This window comes from Pectobacterium polaris, assembly GCF_002307355.1.
Lineage (GTDB): Bacteria > Pseudomonadota > Gammaproteobacteria > Enterobacterales > Enterobacteriaceae > Pectobacterium > Pectobacterium polare.
The window spans coordinates 3,861,516-3,878,519 of the sequence record NZ_CP017481.1; the positions used below are offsets into that span (position 1 = coordinate 3,861,516).

Sequence of the window (17,004 nt, forward strand, 5' to 3'; positions counted from 1 at the left end):
TCGAGTAAAACTGTGAATTGCTAATTGAGCTACTCACAACCGTATTTCTGGACGCTATGTTTCAAGATAATCCGCTGCTTGCACAGCTAAAACAGCAACTTCACTCTCAGACACCGCGTGTTGAAGGTGTCGTCAAAGGCACCGATAAAGGATTTGGCTTTCTTGAAGCTGACGGACAAAAAAGCTATTTCATTCCCCCTCCGCACATGAAAAAAGTGATGCACGGTGACCGGATTACCGCCACCCTGCATACGGAAAAAGAGCGGGAAATTGTCGAGCCAGAAACGCTGATCGAACCCTTCCTGACCCGATTTGTTGGGCGCATCCATAAAAAAGACGACCGCTTATCCATTACGCCTGACCATCCACTGCTGAAAGATGCCATCCCTTGCCGCGCCGCGCGCGATATCACGCACGATTTTCAGGAAGGTGATTGGGCCGTCGCCGAAATGCGCCGTCACCCGCTGAAGGGCGACCGTGGATTTCATGCTGAATTGACGCAGTACATCACCACGGGCGACGATCCGCTGGTACCGTGGTGGGTGACATTGTCACGTCATAATCTGGAGCGCACGGCCCCAGAGGTTGAAGCGACTGAGCGCCATGACGGCGAACTCGTCCGCGAAGATCTCACCGCGCTGAGCTTTGTCACTATCGACAGCGCCAGCACGGAAGATATGGACGACGCGCTATACGTGCAGGACAACGGTGATGGTTCGCTGCAATTAACCATCGCTATCGCCGATCCGACTGCGTATGTCGCGGCGGGTAGCGAGCTGGACAACATCGCACGCCAGCGCGCCTTTACCAACTATCTGCCCGGCTTTAACATCCCGATGCTGCCGCGCCCGCTGTCGGACGATATCTGTTCCCTGCGCCCAGACGAGCGTCGCCCTGTCCTCGCCTGCCGCGTGACGATTGCCGCCGACGGTGCACTGGGTGACGACATTCACTTCTTTGCCGCCTGGATCGAATCCAAAGCCAAGTTAGCGTATGACAGCGTCTCTGACTGGCTGGAAGATCAAGGCGAATGGCAGCCGCAAAACGACGCGATTGCCGAACAAATTCGTTTGCTGCAACGTCTCTGTCTGGCTCGTAGCGAATGGCGCACCACCCACGCACTGGTGTTTAAAGATCGCCCGGATTACCGTTTCCTGCTGGGTGAGAAAGGCGACGTGTTGGATATCGTGGTTGAACATCGCCGCATCGCCAACCGTATCGTTGAAGAATCCATGATTACGGCCAACGTCTGTGCGGCCATTGTGCTGCGCGATAAGCTGGGCTTCGGCATCTATAACGTGCATAACGGCTTCGATCCTGCCTCGATCGAACAAGCGGTTGCCGTATTGGATACCCACGGCGTTCAGGCCGACGCGCAAGCATTGTTGACGTTGGATGGCTTCTGTACGCTGCGCCGCGAGTTGGATGCCCAACCGACGCAGTTCCTGGACAGCCGCATTCGCCGCTTCCAGTCCTTCGCGGAAGTGAGCACCACGCCGGGGCCACACTTTGGTCTGGGGCTGGAAGCCTACGCCACCTGGACCTCACCGATCCGTAAATACGGCGATATGGTTAACCACCGTTTGTTGAAAGCGGTTATCACCGGACAGGCTGCGGAAAAACCGCAGGACGACGTCACCGTACAACTGGCCGAACGCCGCCGCCTTAATCGTATGGCTGAGCGCGATGTCGGCGACTGGCTGTACGCCCGCTACCTCAAAGATAAAGCCGGTACAGATAGTCGCTTCAATGCGGAAATCATTGACGTCACACGCGGCGGCCTGCGCGTTCGCCTGCTGGATAACGGCGCAGTCGCCTTTATCCCATCCTCCTTTATCCACGCCGTGCGCGATGAGCTGGTGTGCAGTCAGGAAATGGGCACCCTCTCAGTGAAAGGCGAGGTCGTCTATCGTCAGGGGGATACGCTGGACGTGGTCATCGCTGAAGTTCGTCTGGAAACCCGCAGCATCGTGGCAAAACCTGCCGCCTAAGTGCCATGCCGCCGAGTCATCTCGGCGGACGTGCAACCCTCATCACAGGAGTGTTCCCGATGAAGAAAATGACAATCGGTACATCCGCGATACAGGCTTCCAACATTGCGTTGGGCTGTATGCGAATGGCAAAGAAAAGCACGAGTGAAGCAGCTGACATCCTCAATGCTTCCGTCGAGGCGGGCATCGATTTCTTCGATCACGCTGATATCTATGGCTCAGGTTTGTCGGAAGAGATTTTCGCCGCCGGTTTACAGAAGACCGCCATCCGCCGTGAATCAATTTTTCTGCAATCCAAATGCGGCATTCGTCAGGGCTTCTTTGACTTCTCTCAGGCGCACATCATCGCGTCCGTCGAAGGTAGCCTACAGCGTTTAAAAACGGACTATCTTGATACGCTGCTGCTGCACCGCCCGGACACACTGTTTGAACCCGATGAAGTCGCGGCCGCTTTCGATGAGCTGGAAAGCAGCGGAAAAGTGCGCCATTTCGGCGTCAGTAATCAGAATCCGTTGCAGATTGAATTGCTGAAAAAATCCGTACGCCAACCGCTGATCGCCAACCAGTTGCAGTTCAGCATCATGCACACGGGCATGATTGATGCTGGCCTTAACGTGAATATGACGAACCCGGCATCGGTGAATCACGATGGCGCGATTCTGGAATACAGCCGTCTGAATACCATGACGATTCAGGCCTGGTCACCCTTCCAGTACGGCTTTTTTGACGGCGTTTTCCTCGATAACGAGAAATTCCCTAAGCTGAACGTCACCCTTGATCGCATCGCCGAGCAGCATAGCGTCACCAATACCGCGATCGCCACCGCGTGGATCTTGCGTCACCCTGCCGCAATGCAGGTGATTATCGGCACCATGAGCCCGGAACGTATCCGTGACATCGCGGCGGCGTCTACCCTGTCGCTCAGCCGCGAAGAATGGTACGAAATTTACCGCGCCGCCGGAAACGTTCTGCCTTAAGACGCGTGTTGCACAGCCCCTGCGTCCCTGACAACAAACAGGGACGCGTTACAAACTGGGGTCAGGGCCGCGTTCAACGAAGGTCGACAGAACGATATAACTACGCGTGCTGTCGACGCCTTCAATCTCTTGTAGCTTACCTAGCAGTTCCTCTAGCCCTTCGGTATCCCGAGTGCGAACCTTGAGCATGACGCAGCTATCCCCTGCAACGGTATGAAATTCCTCAATTTCTGGCAAATCACTTAATATCAGTAAACGTTTGGTGCTCAAGATACTCTTTGTGTTTACCAGGACAAACGTTAATAAGCTCCGACCGACCTTACACCCATCGATCTTGGCAATAGTCGCTTTGATGACCCCGTCCTTCTTTAGCCGCTTCACTCGCTCATGCACGGACGGCGCGGAAAGATGCAGCGCTTCCCCTAAGTCGGCATAGCTCCGACTGCTGTCGGCTGAAAGAAGGGCTAATATTTTTCGGTCCACGTCGTCCAGTTTTGCCGGGATAGGCTTTTCTTGCCTAAGCGCATTCGTTTTTTCTAATTCATTAGCCATTTTATTTCCTTACCCTAATACCATTAGGCATAATTTAGCACATGCAAAAATTGTCAGACATAGGGGATATCATGCCTATCGCTTTATGGGCCCTGGTTATTGGTGCCTTTGGGATTGGAACAACGGAATTCATCATTGCAGGTCTCTTGCCTGCCATCGCGACGGATTACGGGGTGACGATCCCCGTGGCGGCGTATATGGCCACCAGTTACGCGCTTGGGGTTTTTGTGGGCGCGCCGGTACTCATTATTCTGGGTTCCCGATTACCCAAAAAAACCATGCTGCTTTTTCTTGCCGGGATCTTTGTGCTGGGGAATTTGGTCACCGCCCTCGCGCCGTCCATCGGTATGGCGATCGTCGGACGCGTTATCACCTCTCTGACACACGGGGCATTCTTCGGCATTGGCTCTGTGCTCGCCGCGGAGATGGTGCCTAAAGAGAAACGCGTCAGTGCTATCGCCTTTATGTTCTCCGGCCTTACGGTGGCTAACCTTATTGGCGTGCCAGTGGGAACCTGGATTAGCCATCAGTTTTCCTGGCAAACGACGTTCTACGCCATCACGCTGATTGGTATCGCCACTGCGGTCGGCGTACTGGTGCTTATCCCTTCCACCGCCAAACCCAAAGCACAGCATATCGGGCATGAATTTGCCGCATTCGGCAACTCAAAAGTATTGCTATCCATGGGCATAACCATTCTTGGACCCGCGGCCTTCTTTACTTCAATTACGTATATCGCGCCCATGATGACGGAAGTGGCGCGCTTCTCAGAAGGATCGATTACCTGGCTGTTGATGGTATTTGGTTTGGGCTTGTTCGTTGGGAACTGGCTGGGTGGGCGCTTCGCTGACAGAGCGCTCATGCCGATGCTGTATATCACGCTGTTTGGGCAGGCTGCTATTTTGTTCATCTTCCATTTGACGGCCAGCAGCCAGATTGCCTCGGTATTGTGTATCTTCCTGATGGCGGCGTTTGGATTTGCGACCGTTTCTCCTATTCAGAAACTGGTGATGGACAAAGCAAGAGCCGCAGGTGCCCCAACGCTGGCCTCAGCGGTCAATATTGGCCTCTTTAATCTTGGTAATGCCCTCGGTGCCTGGGTCGGTGGGAGCGTTATCGCCAGCGGCTTCGGTTTCACTGCGCCAAACTGGGCGGGCGGGGTTCTGTCGCTGAGTGCGCTGGTTCTTGCTATCGCGGTCGGTGTGGTCGATAAACGAAGCAGCCCGTTGACAGAATCTTTAGAATGCCACTGATGAAATAGACGTAGCATGCAGAAATGCGCGGGTTACATCGCCGCGCATTTCGTTAGCCCTTGTTTACGCTTTAAGTTTCTTTACAAAAATTCACCTTCGCTCACATTTTCTCATCCATTCCCTTCTCTTCGCCATTAAACCCACTATTGTTAAATTGCATTAACACCCGCGCTATACCTTTTCTGAATAACGAAGGAGCCGTTGTTATGAGTAACGTAAAGAGCATTGTGATCTGGCTGCTAGTCGGCCTGGCGGGCGCCTTTTCGTTCGCCACGCTGGCGCTAAGCCGCGGTGAACACGTCAATGCCGTGTGGTTGGTTATCGCGGCAGTATCGTGTTACAGCATCGCCTATCGGTTTTACAGCCTGTTTATCGCCAAAAAAGTGTTTGAGCTCGACGATCGCCGACTGACACCGGCGGAGCGTCATAACGACGGTCTGGATTACGTTCCCACCAATAAATGGGTCCTATTCGGCCACCACTTCGCCGCCATCGCTGGGGCCGGTCCGCTGGTCGGGCCGATTCTCGCCGCACAGATGGGCTTCCTCCCCGGTACGATCTGGATCTTGGTCGGCGTCATGCTGGCGGGTGCGGTGCAGGATTTTCTGGTGCTGTTTATCTCAACCCGCCGGGACGGTCGTTCTCTGGGTGAGATGGCAAAACAGGAGCTGGGCACGTTCGCGGGTATTATCACCATGCTCGGTGCGCTGGGCGTGATGATCATCATTCTCTCGGCGCTGGCGCTGGTCGTCGTTAAAGCGCTGGCAGAAAGTCCGTGGGGGCTGTTCACGATTGCCGCCACCATCCCTATCGCGCTCTTCATGGGCGTTTACATGCGCTTTTTGCGTCCGGGCAAAATCGCTGAAGTCTCTATCATCGGCTTTGTGCTGATGATGCTGGCGATTGTCTACGGCGGTAACATCGCGGTACACCCTTACTGGGGACCGTTCTTCACATTGAAAGGGACGTCACTCACCTGGGTTCTGGTGATTTACGGCTTCGTGGCCTCAGTCCTGCCCGTCTGGCTGCTGCTGGCACCGCGTGATTATCTCTCTACGTTCCTGAAAATCGGGGTCATTGTCGGGCTGGCCTTCGGTATTGTGTTCGCCATGCCGGAAATGAAAATGCCTGCCGTTTCTCGTTTTATTGACGGCACCGGCCCAGTCTTCTCCGGTACGCTGTTCCCCTTCCTGTTTATCACTATCGCCTGCGGCGCGATTTCCGGCTTCCATGCGCTGGTGTCCAGCGGCACCACGCCGAAGTTGGTTGAACGTGAAAGCCATATCCGCTTCATCGGCTATGGCGCAATGTTGATGGAATCCTTCGTGGCGATTATGGCGCTGATTTGTGCCTCGGTCATCGAACCGGGCATCTACTTCGCCATGAACTCACCCGCTGCCTTGATCGGCACCACGGTTGAGAGCGCCTCGTTAGCCATCAATAACTGGGGATTTGTGATTACCCCGCAGGAATTGAGTGCCATTGCCAATGACGTTGGCGAAGCCTCTATTCTTTCGCGTGCCGGTGGCGCACCGACCTTCGCGGTGGGCATGGCCTACATCATCACCGAAATCTTTAACAGCCGGGCGATGATGGCATTCTGGTATCACTTCGCGATTCTGTTTGAAGCCCTGTTCATCCTGACCGCGGTTGACGCCGGAACGCGCGCCTGTCGCTTCATGGTGCAGGATCTGGTCGGTATTGCGATTCCCAGATTAGCGAACAGCCGTTCCTGGCTGGGGAATCTGGCCGGTACAACCGTCGCCGTTTCCGGTTGGGGATTCTTCGTCTATCAAGGCGTGATCGATCCGCTGGGCGGCATCAACACACTCTGGCCGCTGTTCGGTATCGGTAACCAGATGCTGGCTTCGATGGCGTTGATTCTCGGCACCGTGGTGTTGTTTAAGATGAAGAAACAGCGCTATGCGTGGGTGACTATCGTGCCTACCGTCTGGCTGTTTATTACGTCGATGACGGCGGGTTGGCAGAAAATTTTCCATGAAAAACCGAGCATCGGCTTTCTGGCTCAGGCAAAACGCTTCGCCGCGGGTATTGAACAGAACACGCTGATCGCACCGGCCAAATCGATTAAAGACATGGAAACTATCGTCTTCAGTAATCAGATCAACGCCGCGCTGTGCGGGTTCTTCATGCTGGTGGCGGTGACAATGCTGATTTCCGCATTCTTCGTCATTCGTCGTGCGATGAATAGCGATGTCCCAACGGCAAAAGAGAGCCCGATTGTCTTACGAGACGGCGCTCAGCCTTAAACATCCTCTGTATAACTCCTTCGATCCCTCCCTCGCGGAGGGATTTTTTATGGCATGCCATCCCTGGCCGACACCCAAGCCCCCACAAATAACAATAGCGCCGCATTTGCGGCGCTATATGGCTTAAAGGTAACAAGAAAGGAATGGCTGCGGTTTATTGTCCGTAATACGCGTTCTTGCCGTGCTTGCGTAAGTAGTGTTTATCCAACAGCGTTTGCTGCATCTCGCCCAACTGAGGCGTTAACTGGCGTGAGAAAATCCCCATGTAGGCAAGCTCTTCCAGAACAACGGCGTTGTGCACCGCGTTGTCGGCATCTTTCCCCCACGCAAAGGGGCCATGCGAGTTAACCAAGACGGCAGGAACATCTATCGGAGAAATGCCACGCTGACGGAAAGTTTCGACGATCACCCTTCCCGTTTCCCACTCATAGCGCCCGTTGATTTCCGCATCCGACATCAGACGCGTGCAGGGAATAGAGCCATAAAAGTAGTCCGCGTGCGTCGTTCCCCAGGCGGGGATATCTTTACCGGCTTGCGCCCAGATCGTGGCATGGCGGGAATGGGTATGCACAATACCACCGATATCAGCAAATTCCAGATACAGCACGCGGTGGGTATCGGTATCTGACGACGGTTTCTTCGTCCCCTCCACCACTTTGCCGCTTTCCAGCTCAACGACAACCATATCCTCCAGCGTCATGGCCGAATACTCCACGCCGGAAGGTTTGATCACCATCAGGCCGCGCTGTCGATCGACCGCGCTGACATTTCCCCACGTAAACGTCACCAGATTGTGCTGCGGTAAGGCCAGATTGGCTTCCAACACCTGTTTTTTTAGCGTTTCTAACATAATCAGCCTCCCCTTGGCGCGATGACACCATTCTCGCGGCCTGACGAGATCGTCGCTATGGGCTAAATCGCTAAAGACCTAGCGGTGTTCTGCTATGGGAAAAAGAAAGAGACACCCCACAGAATTGGGCAAAAAACAGCCAACTTTATCAATTATTGCTATCGTTAACATAACGCTGGGGAATTAAGATTTTTTACCTGTTGCAGTTTTTTCCGATGATTATACTTGTCACCAAGCAGTAGAAGGCCTGTTTCTTTATTTAATACCGTAAAAAGCACGTTGTTCGATATTTTCCTCACAAGAAACGTGAGGCCAAGAGCAGAAAGGGGAATAAAATGAAATTAAACAAACGTTTTGCGACAGCCGCGCTGGCAATTACGCTTGCTGTAACGCTCGCGGGCTGTTCAAACATGTCCAAACGTGACCGTAATACCGCGATTGGTGCCGGTGCGGGTGCAGTTGGTGGGGCTATCTTAACGGATGGCGGAACATTAGGAACGCTGGGCGGTGCAGCTATCGGCGGGCTGATTGGCCGTCAGGTCGATAAATAACGAATTATGGGCAGCAGGTTCACGGGAGTAAACCTGCTGCCATACTCGTCATGCCTTCTTAGCCGCCAGCCAGCTTAACCTTCATCCCTTTCGCTTCCAGAAGCTGTTTTAGCAGGTCGCGTTTATCGCCCTGAATTTCGATCACGCCGTCTTTCACTGAGCCACCGCAGCCGCATTTCTTCTTCAATTCAGCCGCCAACTTCTCCAGCGCAGCATCGTCAAGATCGAGGCCGCTAATCAGGCATACGCCTTTTCCTTTGCGCCCGCTGGTCTGACGCTGGATACGCACGATGCCATCACCTTTTGGCCGAGTTACCTGTTCTTCTTCCGGCTTAATACGCCCGGTTTCCGTGGAGTAAACCAGTTGGCTATTCTCGTCACGACGCATGTTCATGATGCCGCACCGTTTAACAATGAAGCACGAATATCACGCAGCGTCTGTGCCGGATCCGCCGATTGGGTGATCGGACGTCCAATCACCATATAATCGACGCCAGCCTGCTGCGCCTGAACCGGCGTCATGATGCGGCGCTGATCGCCAACGTCGCTGCCCGCTGGACGAATTCCCGGCGTGACCAGTTGAAATGCCTGACCGCATACCTGCTTCAACCGCTGCGCTTCATGCGCGGAACACACCACGCCATCCAGCCCGCTGTTATGCGTTAACACAGCCAATCGTTCCGCCTGCTCCGCCGGGCTGACGGTAATGCCAAGCCCGCGCAGATCGTCTTCATCCATGCTGGTTAACACGGTCACGGCAATCAGCAGCGGCGCATCGTTACCAAACGGCACCAGCGCTTCTTTCGCCGCCGTCATCATGCGCGAACCACCGCTGGCATGGACATTGACCATCCACACGCCAAGATCGGCCGCGGCCGCAACGGCGTGAGCGACAGTGTTTGGAATATCGTGGAATTTCAGATCGAGAAACACATCAAAGCCGCGCTGTTGTAGCGTTTGCACGAACTGTGGGCCGAATAAGGTAAACATCTCTTTGCCTACCTTCAAACGGCAATCCTGCGGATCGATACGGTCAACAAACGACAGCGCCGCCTGCTGACTGGCATAGTCCAGCGCGACCACAATCGGGGATGATACCGTTTGATTCTTTTGCTGTAGATTCTCGTTTTTCATTCGTCACCCAGTCTCTTGCGAAGCCAAAATTCCCGCCGCATTCTACATGCACCGCCCCTGAAATCCCAGCCGCCTGAAGACCAATGCGATTAAAGAAGCTAGCTGGAACCGAAATCATATGCAGCTATCAGTATGTTGTAACTAAAATGCATTAAGCAACACTAACTCGATATCGTGAAACGTTACTGGCCGTCGAGCCCACGGATCGGCTTGATGCTAGCCCAGGTGCGGCAAGAAGGACATTGCCAATAGAGCGATTGCGACGTGAAGCCACACTTGCGGCAGTTATAGCGCGGTTTGGTGCGAATCTGTTCGCCTACCATGTCGCGCAACCCCTGAAGATTCTCTTTTGTTCGCCCATCTTCCGCTTCATGCAGGTGAAAATCCATCAGGCGATGGAACACGCGCATCGTGGGGTGGCGTTGAAGCTGACGGTTAATATAAGCCTGTGCAACCTCGGCACCCTCTTCTCTTTCGAGGATGTCGGCCAGCATCAATTCCGCCGTCGCACCGGTATTTTCTTCTACGCAGCGTTTGATGAAATTCGCCCAATCCAAGGGCTTATCTAAATGCTGATAGCACTCTTGCAGCATCGGCAGCGTTTCGCTAACCAGCTCTTTATCCTGATCGAGAACCTGTCGTAAGGCTTCCACGGCACGCGCATAATCCTGCTGCGCCATGTAGATGCGTCCCATCATGATAGACGCACGGGCGCATTGACTGTCCGCCGCTGCCCCTTTTTTCAGGAGCGTGAGCGCCTTATCCAGATCGTCGCTACCCATCGCCAACAGCGCCAATTCACAGTAAAAATGCGCAATGTCCACGCGAAGCTGGTCTTTTCCCATTTTGACCAGTTTTTCCGCCACATCGATTGCCGTCGGCCAATCGCTGGTCGCCTGATGGATCTGCAAGAGCTGCTGCAAGGCGCTGCGTCGAAAATCTTCTTCATCCACCAACTGGTTGAAACTTTCTTCGGCGCGGTCATACAACCCTGCGGCCATGTAGTCACGGCCTAGCTGTTGCACCGCCAGCAGGCGTTGTTCAAAGGTTAGCGATGCGCTTTCAGTTAAAGCCTGATGGATGCGAATCGCACGGTCAACTTCGCCGCGCGAACGGAACAGGTTACCGAGCGTGAGGTGGGCTTCAAAGGTGTTGCTGTCATCCTTGAGCATGTCGAGGAACAGCTCAACCGCCTTATCCTGCTGATTGGACAACAGGAAGTTAACCCCGGTGACATACTCACGGGACAGGCGGTTCGATTCCTGCTCTTTGTCCTGCTGCGCACTTCTGCGACCCATGTACCAACCGTACGCGGCGGCCACGGGCAGCAACAGAAACAGCAGTTCTAACATAGAGAGAATTCCTTAGTGGGTGACCGTCTGCACTGGCGCCACGTTCTCCTCGGTGGAGGTAGAAAGCTGTTGTTCCAGACGCTTGATTTTACGTTGTGCACGGCCAAGCGCAATGCGCTGACGCAGATAAAACAGACCACAGATAACCCAGCCAAGGGCAAAACCCAGGGCAAACAGCGTGGCGAGCAGTGTGGAGATACGATACTCCCCCTGTGCCAGTAGGTAGTTAAATGTCACAACCTGATCGTTGTGCGCACCCAGTGTGACAGAAATGATGAATATCGCCAGCACGAGTAAAAAAATCAGCAAATATTTCACATTGTCCTTCCTGTGATATCCATTAACCGGATGAATTATGCCAAATTTTGGCGACAAACCCCATTAAATTACCATGTCCGACGCAGACAGGGAAATCAAGAACCGCACTCCACTGCCGTCTGCGCTTGTTATTTATTCTGTGCTGAATAAAAATGACAGCAGCAAGCCAGCAAGGGGAAAAGTCATGTCAAAGCAGGACGAACAGCGATTATTGGTCAAGATCGCTACGCTCTATTATAGCGAAGGGATGAAACAAGCAGAAATTGCCGCCTCACTCCATTTGTCACAGTCTTTTGTCTCCCGCGCGATCACGCGCTGTGTTAAAGAAGGTGTGGTCAAAATCAGCGTAATTCAACCCCGAACATGTTCATGGGGCTGGAAGCGGCGATTCAGAAGCGCTACGGCATCGATCAGGCTATCGTGGTGGACGTCGCCGATAACGCCACGCTGGCGCAAATCAAGCAGGCGATTGGCTCTGCGGCCGCGCACTATGTCCAAACCAGTATCCGCTCTGACGATCTGGTCGGTATCTCGTCCTGGAGCAGCACGCTGCGGGCGATGGTGGATAGCCTGCATCCGCAAAGCGTCAAGGCGCAGGGTGTCATCCAACTGTTAGGTGGCGTCGGGCCGAACGGCAACGTGCAGGCGACAATCCTGACGCAAACCTTAGCCAATCAGCTCAGTTGCCCCGCTTACCTTTTGCCCGCGCAGAGCATCGAACGCTCGGTGGAAGATCGCGCCCGTTTGGTGACCAGCGATGAGGTTTCCAGCGTAGTTGATAAATTCAGCGAAGTGAGTCTGGCGCTGGTCGGTATTGGCGTGCTAGAGCCATCGCAACTGCTGAAAAACTCCGGTAACTACTATCACGAAGCGATGCTGCAACAGTTAGCCGAACGCGGTGCCGTGGGCGATTTATGCCTGCATTACTACAACGCGGAAGGTGAACCGGTGTTGCAGGACGATGAAGATCCAGTGATTGGTATGGCGCTGCCGCAGCTGCGTCAGTGTCCACGCGTGGTGGCGTTAGCGGGCGGTGTCGAGAAAAGTGCCGCGATTCGCGGAGCATTAACCGGGCACTACGTTGATGTGTTGATTACCGATCGATTAACCGCTGAGACGTTGATCTAAACACTCATCACCCAGCGGTTAGCAAATAATAGTCACGTCAGGCGCGGAATGATTCCCCTGCTCCGTGCCTGACGTAGCGTGACGTGATTACTCGTCAACGTTAATGGATGACAGCAGCGCATCCTGCACAATCCGCTGCGCCTGTAACGGATTTTGTGCTTCCTGCGCCGCCTGAAGCGCCGGGATATCCAGCTTATCCAGCGCGCGATAGATGTGTTTCAGGAAACGAATCGACAACTGCGCCGCCTCAACGTGGTTCTCACGGAACGGGAACTGATCGAGCTGCCAGACGCCCTGCCAGTTGTTGATTTTCAGCACGTAGAAGAATTCGAAGATCTCGGTCATATGCACGGTGCCGACCACCAGATCGTCATCCCAGCCGCGCAGGTTATCGTTCACATCCATGCCGAACAGACGACCGCGATCGATAATCAACTGAGCAGAATCGGCCGGTGATTCGCCGCCATACAGCGCATGCCCGAAGTCCAGCAGCACGCCCACGTTATCCAGCCCGATATCTTCAATACCCAGCAGCGTTCGCGCGGCAGAATCCCAGGTCATTTTCACACGCGGTTCACGCGGTTTGTATTCGATAGCAAATTTCACATCGGGGTTAGCCCCCGCCAGATCGCGCATGCCATCAACCGCCAGCTTCCACAGGTTTTTATGGCTGACCTGGAACGGATAATCCCAGCCATCCTGACCCGGCCAGACTTTGACGTAATTCGCGCCGAGTTCACGCACAATGCCCGCAGATTCGTGCATTAATTCAAACGCCGCCGCTCGGGCCGCGGGATCGGGGTTGGTAAAGGCACCACGCGACCATTTTTGCAGATAAATTTCCGGCGTGATACCAATCGCCTTCAGCCCCGCATCTTTCAGTGCATCTTTCACTTCGCTGAGCGTCACGCCCGGCGTGAAGGGATAAGGCAAGTCGACATAGGAAAGTTCGCCGACCTCTTTCGCCGCTTTGATCTGATCGATCGTGCTCAATGCCGGGCCGTAGCCGTCTACGGCATAGCGGTCGATATAGTTCGCAAAATGCCACAAACCGGCACCAAATTCAGGGTAGTTATACGTTGCCATAAAAGTCACCTCATTGATTTCTGATGGTATTGAGCTGCTTGTCTTTTCTTTCGTATCGGATAGGTTCTTACTGCTAAAAATGTCTTACGGTTAAAAATGGTTATGGCTCGGGCCGCAGGCGCGCACGCGCTACCGCCGTACGCCACTGTTGATAGCTCTCCAAAATCCCGTGGTTGGTCGTCGACGGTTCGATGACCTCGACTTCTCTGGGCAACGCGGCAATCTGTTCGCGGTGTTCCCACCACCCCAGCATTTTTCCGCCCAGATAAGCCGCTCCCAGCGCCGACACTTCCGCGTTATGGTTGCGAATCAACGGGCGCTGCAAAAGGTCGGCCTGAAACTGCATCAGCCAGCGGTTTTGTGTCGCGCCGCCGTCCACGCGCAAAGCGGGTAATGCGGCCTGCGATGCCTGTTCCATCGCGAAAAAGACGTCGGCAATTTGGTAGGCGATGGCTTCCAATCCCGCACGGGCGATGATGGCGGGCGTGGTGGCATCGCATAAGCCGCACAGCAGGCCACGCGCTTGCACATCCCAATAGGGCGCGCCTAGCCCGGATAACGCAGGAACAAAGAAGACGCCTTGATTAGCGTCGGCGCTGAGCGCCAGTTCGGTAAGTTGTGTTACGGAAGGAATGCCCAGCATCTGACCAATCCAGGCAAATCCCGAACCGGTGTGGGTAATATTGCCTTCCAGCGCATAGCGCAGCTCGCCATCGTGCCAGGCAATGGTGGTGCTAAGCCCTGCGGCCTGTTGATGCGGCGTGTTGATGGTGGTCATCAGCGACGAGCCGGTGCCGTACGTCGCCTTGATTTCACCGCTTTGGGTGATGCCCTGACCGTACAGGGCTGCATGAGAATCGCCAATCAGCGCCACGATCGGTACGCCAGCGGCAAGCCCCTTGATGCCCGTCACGCCGGTGTGACCATGTAACGCCGAGGACGGCGTAACGGCAGGCAGGCACACGCTGGGAATACCGAACAGTGCCAGCAGATCCTCATCCCAGCAGCCGCGGTGGATATTAAACAGCTGGGTTCTTGCCGCGTTGGAATAGTCGGTGGAATACGCCTGTCCACCGCTAAACTGCCAGTTAAGCCAGCAGTCCACCGTTCCGATGCACAGTTCCCCCTGCATCGCCCGGACGACACCGTCCGGCAGTTCCGCCAGCATAGCGTGCAGTTTGGCGGCGGGAAAAAGTGGATCGACCTGTAGCCCGGTACGGGATTCGATCAGACGTGCTTCCGCACTGCCCTGCAATGCCTGACAAAATTTCTCGGCGCGGCGATCCTGCCAGCTGACCAGCGGCGTCAGCGGCTTTCCGGTTCGCCTGTCCCAAATCAGTACCGACTCACGCTGATTGCTGATCGCAATGCCCACCACCTGAGCCCGATGTAATGACGACAGACAGGCTTCTGCCGCCTGACAAACCGCATGCCAGATCGCCATCGCGTCCTGCTCGGCTCTGCCCGGCTGCGGGTGCGTCACCTGTAAAGCGACCGCCGCCTTAGCCAGAATGCGCCCCCGCTCATCGACGGCAATCGCCTTGGCGTTCGTCGTTCCTTCATCGATGGCCAAAATAACCGGCGTAAACATCATCAGCCTCCCGGGCAAAGACGCAGTGCTGCGTTGACAATGCCCGTCGCGTCTAGCCCGTGATGCGCTCGCATCGCGCTCCGATCGGCGGCAATCGCGTATTGACCATCGGGAATTCCCAAACGCACAAGAGGAATTCCGCTGCCCGCTTCCGCCAGCACTTCCGCTACCAGACTGCCTGCACCGCCGTTGACGTTATGTTCCTCGACTGTGATGACTCGAGGTGTTTCACTCAGAATTTCAAGCAATTGCTGAGTATTGCACGGGCGGATAGAGGAAAGATTAACCACCGTAGCGGAAAGCCCTTTTTCTGCTAATAATTCAGCCGCCGTCACAATTTCATGCACGGTAGACCCCAGCCCGACCAGCGTGATATCGCGACCTTTGCGCAGCACATCGATCTGTCCTGGCACAAAGCGATACTGCTCATCGTGCAAGGCAGGCAGCGGTTTCCCATCGAGGCGGATATAGACCGGCCCCTGATGTTCAAACGCATAATCGATAATCTGACGGCACTCTTCCGGGCTGGACGGCGCGTAGATCTCAATATTGCCAAACCCTCTCAGCACCGCGATGTCGTCAATACTGTGGTGCGTGCTGGCGAGCGGGCCATAGCTACAGCCCGCATTCAGCCCAAATAGCTTAACGTTGCTGTTGTTGTAACAGACGTCGACTTTAAGCTGTTCATTCGCACGGGAGATCAAAAACGGAGCCGCGTTACAGGTCACCGCAATCTTGCCACCGATGGACAGCCCTACCGCCGTCCCCACCATGGTTTGTTCTGCGATCCCCACGTTGACGATGCGGTCGGGGAAACGCTGTATGAACGGTGAAATCTTCGCCGTAGAGGTCGAATCCGCCAACACCGGAACGATATCAATCCCCTGTTCGACGGCCTTGATGAACTGCTCGACCATGACGGTTGCCAGATGCTCTGCGTTACTCATCTTTTAATTCCTCCAGCGCCAGTGCAATTTCCTCGCCTTTCGGCACGCGGTGATGCCACTCAGCCCGCCCCTGAATAAACGACACGCCCGCACCTTTCTCCGTATTCGCAATCACCACATTCGGTTTGCCGTTGCGAGGCAAATTCTCCAGCGTTTCCACCACCGAGCGCATGTCATTACCCGCGCATTCCGTGACCTGGAGGCCAAAAGCCTGCCACTTTTCCGCCAGCGGATCGGTGTTCATGATGGAACAGGTCGTTCCCGCCAGTTGCAGCTTGTTCTTGTCGTTGATGATGATCAGGTTGTCCAGTTGGTAATGTGCCGCTGCCAGCGCCGCTTCCCAGTTGCTGCCTTCCGCCAGTTCGCCATCACCCGTCAGGACAAACACTCGACGCGGGCTGTTATCGCGCTTCGCCGCCAGCGCAATGCCGACGGCAACCGGCAGCCCGTGACCGAGCGCGCCGGTGTTCAGTTCAATCCCCGGCGTTTTGTGCTTGACTGGATGCCCCGGCAAATGCGAGTCAGGGTGCTGATAGGTCTCCAGCCACGCTTCCGGGAAATAGCCAGCCTCCGCCAGACAACAGTAATAGCCGCCGACCGCATGACCTTTTGACTGGATGTAAATATCCCGCTGCGGATCCTGAAGGCGATCTGGTGCACAGTTCAGAATGCGAAAATACAGCGCCGTCAGAATCTCAACCTGTGACAGGTCGGCGCCCGTGTGCCCGCCAGCCGGGCTATTGGCATTCAGATGAATAATGCGGCGACGAATGGCGCGGGCTTTGTGCGTCAGCGCCTCCACCGACAATGCGTACGGATTCATACTTCACCTCACTTGAATTTTTACTCAAAAACGAATATTTATTCATATAAAATCAAAAAAAATTGCGCTCAAATCGGGCCTCGGTATGCCTACCGACATCGCTCTCGCCACAACTCAACGCCCCGTGCTAGTTACGCTTAACGTACGATTTATGCTTAATGTGCGATCTATGCTTAATTAA

General features: G+C 54.7%; 15 protein-coding genes and 1 pseudogene. 6 read left to right on the top strand and 10 right to left on the bottom strand.

What is annotated here, in order from left to right; all coding sequences use genetic code 11:
* Positions 1-56 precede the first annotated feature (56 nt).
* Positions 57-1,991 (top strand): exoribonuclease II, encoded by a 1,935-nt coding sequence (locus BJJ97_RS17270; RefSeq protein WP_095994758.1) that lies wholly within the window; start codon positions 57-59, stop codon positions 1,989-1,991.
* A gap of 59 nt (positions 1,992-2,050) precedes the next feature.
* Positions 2,051-2,968 (top strand): aldo/keto reductase, encoded by a 918-nt coding sequence (locus BJJ97_RS17275; protein WP_095994759.1) that lies wholly within the window; start codon positions 2,051-2,053, stop codon positions 2,966-2,968.
* Positions 2,969-3,016: 48 nt separating this feature from the next.
* Here the strand turns inward: BJJ97_RS17275 and BJJ97_RS17280 are convergent, their stop codons facing one another.
* Entirely contained in the window at positions 3,017-3,520 is a 504-nt protein-coding gene (locus tag BJJ97_RS17280) for an Lrp/AsnC family transcriptional regulator (RefSeq protein ID WP_095994760.1), read from the bottom strand.
* Between the two features lie 71 nt (positions 3,521-3,591).
* On the opposite strand from BJJ97_RS17280, the gene BJJ97_RS17285 reads away from it, so the two are divergent.
* A complete protein-coding gene (locus BJJ97_RS17285) occupies positions 3,592-4,773 on the top strand; it encodes an MFS transporter (RefSeq protein WP_095994761.1) in 1,182 nt (393 codons plus the stop codon).
* Positions 4,774-4,979: 206 nt separating this feature from the next.
* Complete coding sequence (locus tag BJJ97_RS17290) at positions 4,980-7,043, top strand: carbon starvation CstA family protein (RefSeq protein WP_010276693.1); 2,064 nt, start codon at positions 4,980-4,982, stop codon at positions 7,041-7,043.
* Between the two features lie 154 nt (positions 7,044-7,197).
* Here BJJ97_RS17290 and araD read toward each other — a convergent pair whose 3' ends face one another.
* Positions 7,198-7,893 (bottom strand): L-ribulose-5-phosphate 4-epimerase, encoded by a 696-nt coding sequence (araD, locus tag BJJ97_RS17295; RefSeq protein WP_095994762.1) that lies wholly within the window; start codon positions 7,891-7,893, stop codon positions 7,198-7,200.
* A 335-nt stretch (positions 7,894-8,228) separates the two neighbouring features.
* Here araD and osmB point away from each other — a divergent pair, with 335 nt between their 5' ends.
* Positions 8,229-8,444 carry an osmotically-inducible lipoprotein OsmB gene (gene osmB / locus BJJ97_RS17300; protein ID WP_010276685.1) on the top strand — a complete coding sequence of 72 codons (216 nt, stop codon included), beginning with the start codon at positions 8,229-8,231 and terminating at the stop codon, positions 8,442-8,444.
* A 58-nt stretch (positions 8,445-8,502) separates the two neighbouring features.
* On the opposite strand, the gene yciH is transcribed toward osmB, so the two are convergent.
* The 4 genes from yciH to BJJ97_RS17320 form a co-directional block, all read right to left on the bottom strand.
* Positions 8,503-8,838 (bottom strand): stress response translation initiation inhibitor YciH, encoded by a 336-nt coding sequence (gene yciH / locus BJJ97_RS17305; protein WP_095994763.1) that lies wholly within the window; start codon positions 8,836-8,838, stop codon positions 8,503-8,505.
* Positions 8,835-9,578 (bottom strand): orotidine-5'-phosphate decarboxylase, encoded by a 744-nt coding sequence (gene pyrF, locus BJJ97_RS17310; protein ID WP_095994764.1) that lies wholly within the window; start codon positions 9,576-9,578, stop codon positions 8,835-8,837. The genes yciH and pyrF overlap by 4 nt, the downstream gene beginning before the upstream one ends.
* Before the next feature lie 182 nt (positions 9,579-9,760).
* Positions 9,761-10,930: a lipopolysaccharide assembly protein LapB gene (gene lapB, locus BJJ97_RS17315; protein ID WP_095994765.1), complete on the bottom strand. Its 1,170-nt coding sequence runs from the start codon at positions 10,928-10,930 to the stop codon at positions 9,761-9,763.
* A 12-nt stretch (positions 10,931-10,942) separates the two neighbouring features.
* Positions 10,943-11,248: a LapA family protein gene (locus BJJ97_RS17320; protein WP_010276674.1), complete on the bottom strand. Its 306-nt coding sequence runs from the start codon at positions 11,246-11,248 to the stop codon at positions 10,943-10,945.
* Between the two features lie 184 nt (positions 11,249-11,432).
* On the opposite strand from BJJ97_RS17320, the pseudogene BJJ97_RS17325 reads away from it, so the two are divergent.
* Positions 11,433-12,376, top strand: a pseudogene (locus BJJ97_RS17325) (sugar-binding transcriptional regulator).
* An 87-nt stretch (positions 12,377-12,463) separates the two neighbouring features.
* Here the strand turns inward: BJJ97_RS17325 and BJJ97_RS17330 are convergent.
* The 4 genes from BJJ97_RS17330 to BJJ97_RS17345 all read right to left on the bottom strand — a co-directional run bounded on the left by BJJ97_RS17330 (position 12,464) and on the right by BJJ97_RS17345 (position 16,823).
* The gene (locus BJJ97_RS17330; protein ID WP_095699692.1) at positions 12,464-13,462 is read right to left on the bottom strand and encodes a sugar phosphate isomerase/epimerase family protein; all 999 of its coding nucleotides are present in this window, start codon (positions 13,460-13,462) and stop codon (positions 12,464-12,466) included.
* A 100-nt stretch (positions 13,463-13,562) separates the two neighbouring features.
* Positions 13,563-15,053, bottom strand: a complete 1,491-nt coding sequence (locus BJJ97_RS17335; protein WP_095995393.1) for an FGGY-family carbohydrate kinase — start codon at positions 15,051-15,053, stop codon at positions 13,563-13,565.
* Positions 15,054-15,055: 2 nt separating this feature from the next.
* Positions 15,056-16,000: a transketolase family protein gene (locus BJJ97_RS17340; protein ID WP_095994766.1), complete on the bottom strand. Its 945-nt coding sequence runs from the start codon at positions 15,998-16,000 to the stop codon at positions 15,056-15,058.
* Positions 15,993-16,823: a transketolase gene (locus BJJ97_RS17345; RefSeq protein ID WP_039288981.1), complete on the bottom strand. Its 831-nt coding sequence runs from the start codon at positions 16,821-16,823 to the stop codon at positions 15,993-15,995. The genes BJJ97_RS17340 and BJJ97_RS17345 overlap by 8 nt, the downstream gene beginning before the upstream one ends.
* Between the last annotated feature and the right edge of the window lie 181 nt (positions 16,824-17,004).

Bases quoted from the DNA above. Each gene is read 5' to 3' on its own strand.
- BJJ97_RS17270 (WP_095994758.1), top strand. From the start codon at position 57: ATGTTTCAAGATAATCCGCTGCTTGCACAGCTAAAACAGCAACTTCAC.
- BJJ97_RS17275 (WP_095994759.1), top strand. From the start codon at position 2,051: ATGAAGAAAATGACAATCGGTACATCCGCGATACAGGCTTCCAACATT.
- BJJ97_RS17280 (WP_095994760.1), bottom strand. From the start codon at position 3,520: ATGGCTAATGAATTAGAAAAAACGAATGCGCTTAGGCAAGAAAAGCCT.
- BJJ97_RS17285 (WP_095994761.1), top strand. From the start codon at position 3,592: ATGCCTATCGCTTTATGGGCCCTGGTTATTGGTGCCTTTGGGATTGGA.
- BJJ97_RS17290 (WP_010276693.1), top strand. From the start codon at position 4,980: ATGAGTAACGTAAAGAGCATTGTGATCTGGCTGCTAGTCGGCCTGGCG.
- araD (WP_095994762.1), bottom strand. From the start codon at position 7,893: ATGTTAGAAACGCTAAAAAAACAGGTGTTGGAAGCCAATCTGGCCTTA.
- osmB (WP_010276685.1), top strand. From the start codon at position 8,229: ATGAAATTAAACAAACGTTTTGCGACAGCCGCGCTGGCAATTACGCTT.
- yciH (WP_095994763.1), bottom strand. From the start codon at position 8,838: ATGAACATGCGTCGTGACGAGAATAGCCAACTGGTTTACTCCACGGAA.
- pyrF (WP_095994764.1), bottom strand. From the start codon at position 9,578: ATGAAAAACGAGAATCTACAGCAAAAGAATCAAACGGTATCATCCCCG.
- lapB (WP_095994765.1), bottom strand. From the start codon at position 10,930: ATGTTAGAACTGCTGTTTCTGTTGCTGCCCGTGGCCGCCGCGTACGGT.
- BJJ97_RS17330 (WP_095699692.1), bottom strand. From the start codon at position 13,462: ATGGCAACGTATAACTACCCTGAATTTGGTGCCGGTTTGTGGCATTTT.
- BJJ97_RS17335 (WP_095995393.1), bottom strand. From the start codon at position 15,053: ATGTTTACGCCGGTTATTTTGGCCATCGATGAAGGAACGACGAACGCC.
- BJJ97_RS17340 (WP_095994766.1), bottom strand. From the start codon at position 16,000: ATGAGTAACGCAGAGCATCTGGCAACCGTCATGGTCGAGCAGTTCATC.
- BJJ97_RS17345 (WP_039288981.1), bottom strand. From the start codon at position 16,823: ATGAATCCGTACGCATTGTCGGTGGAGGCGCTGACGCACAAAGCCCGC.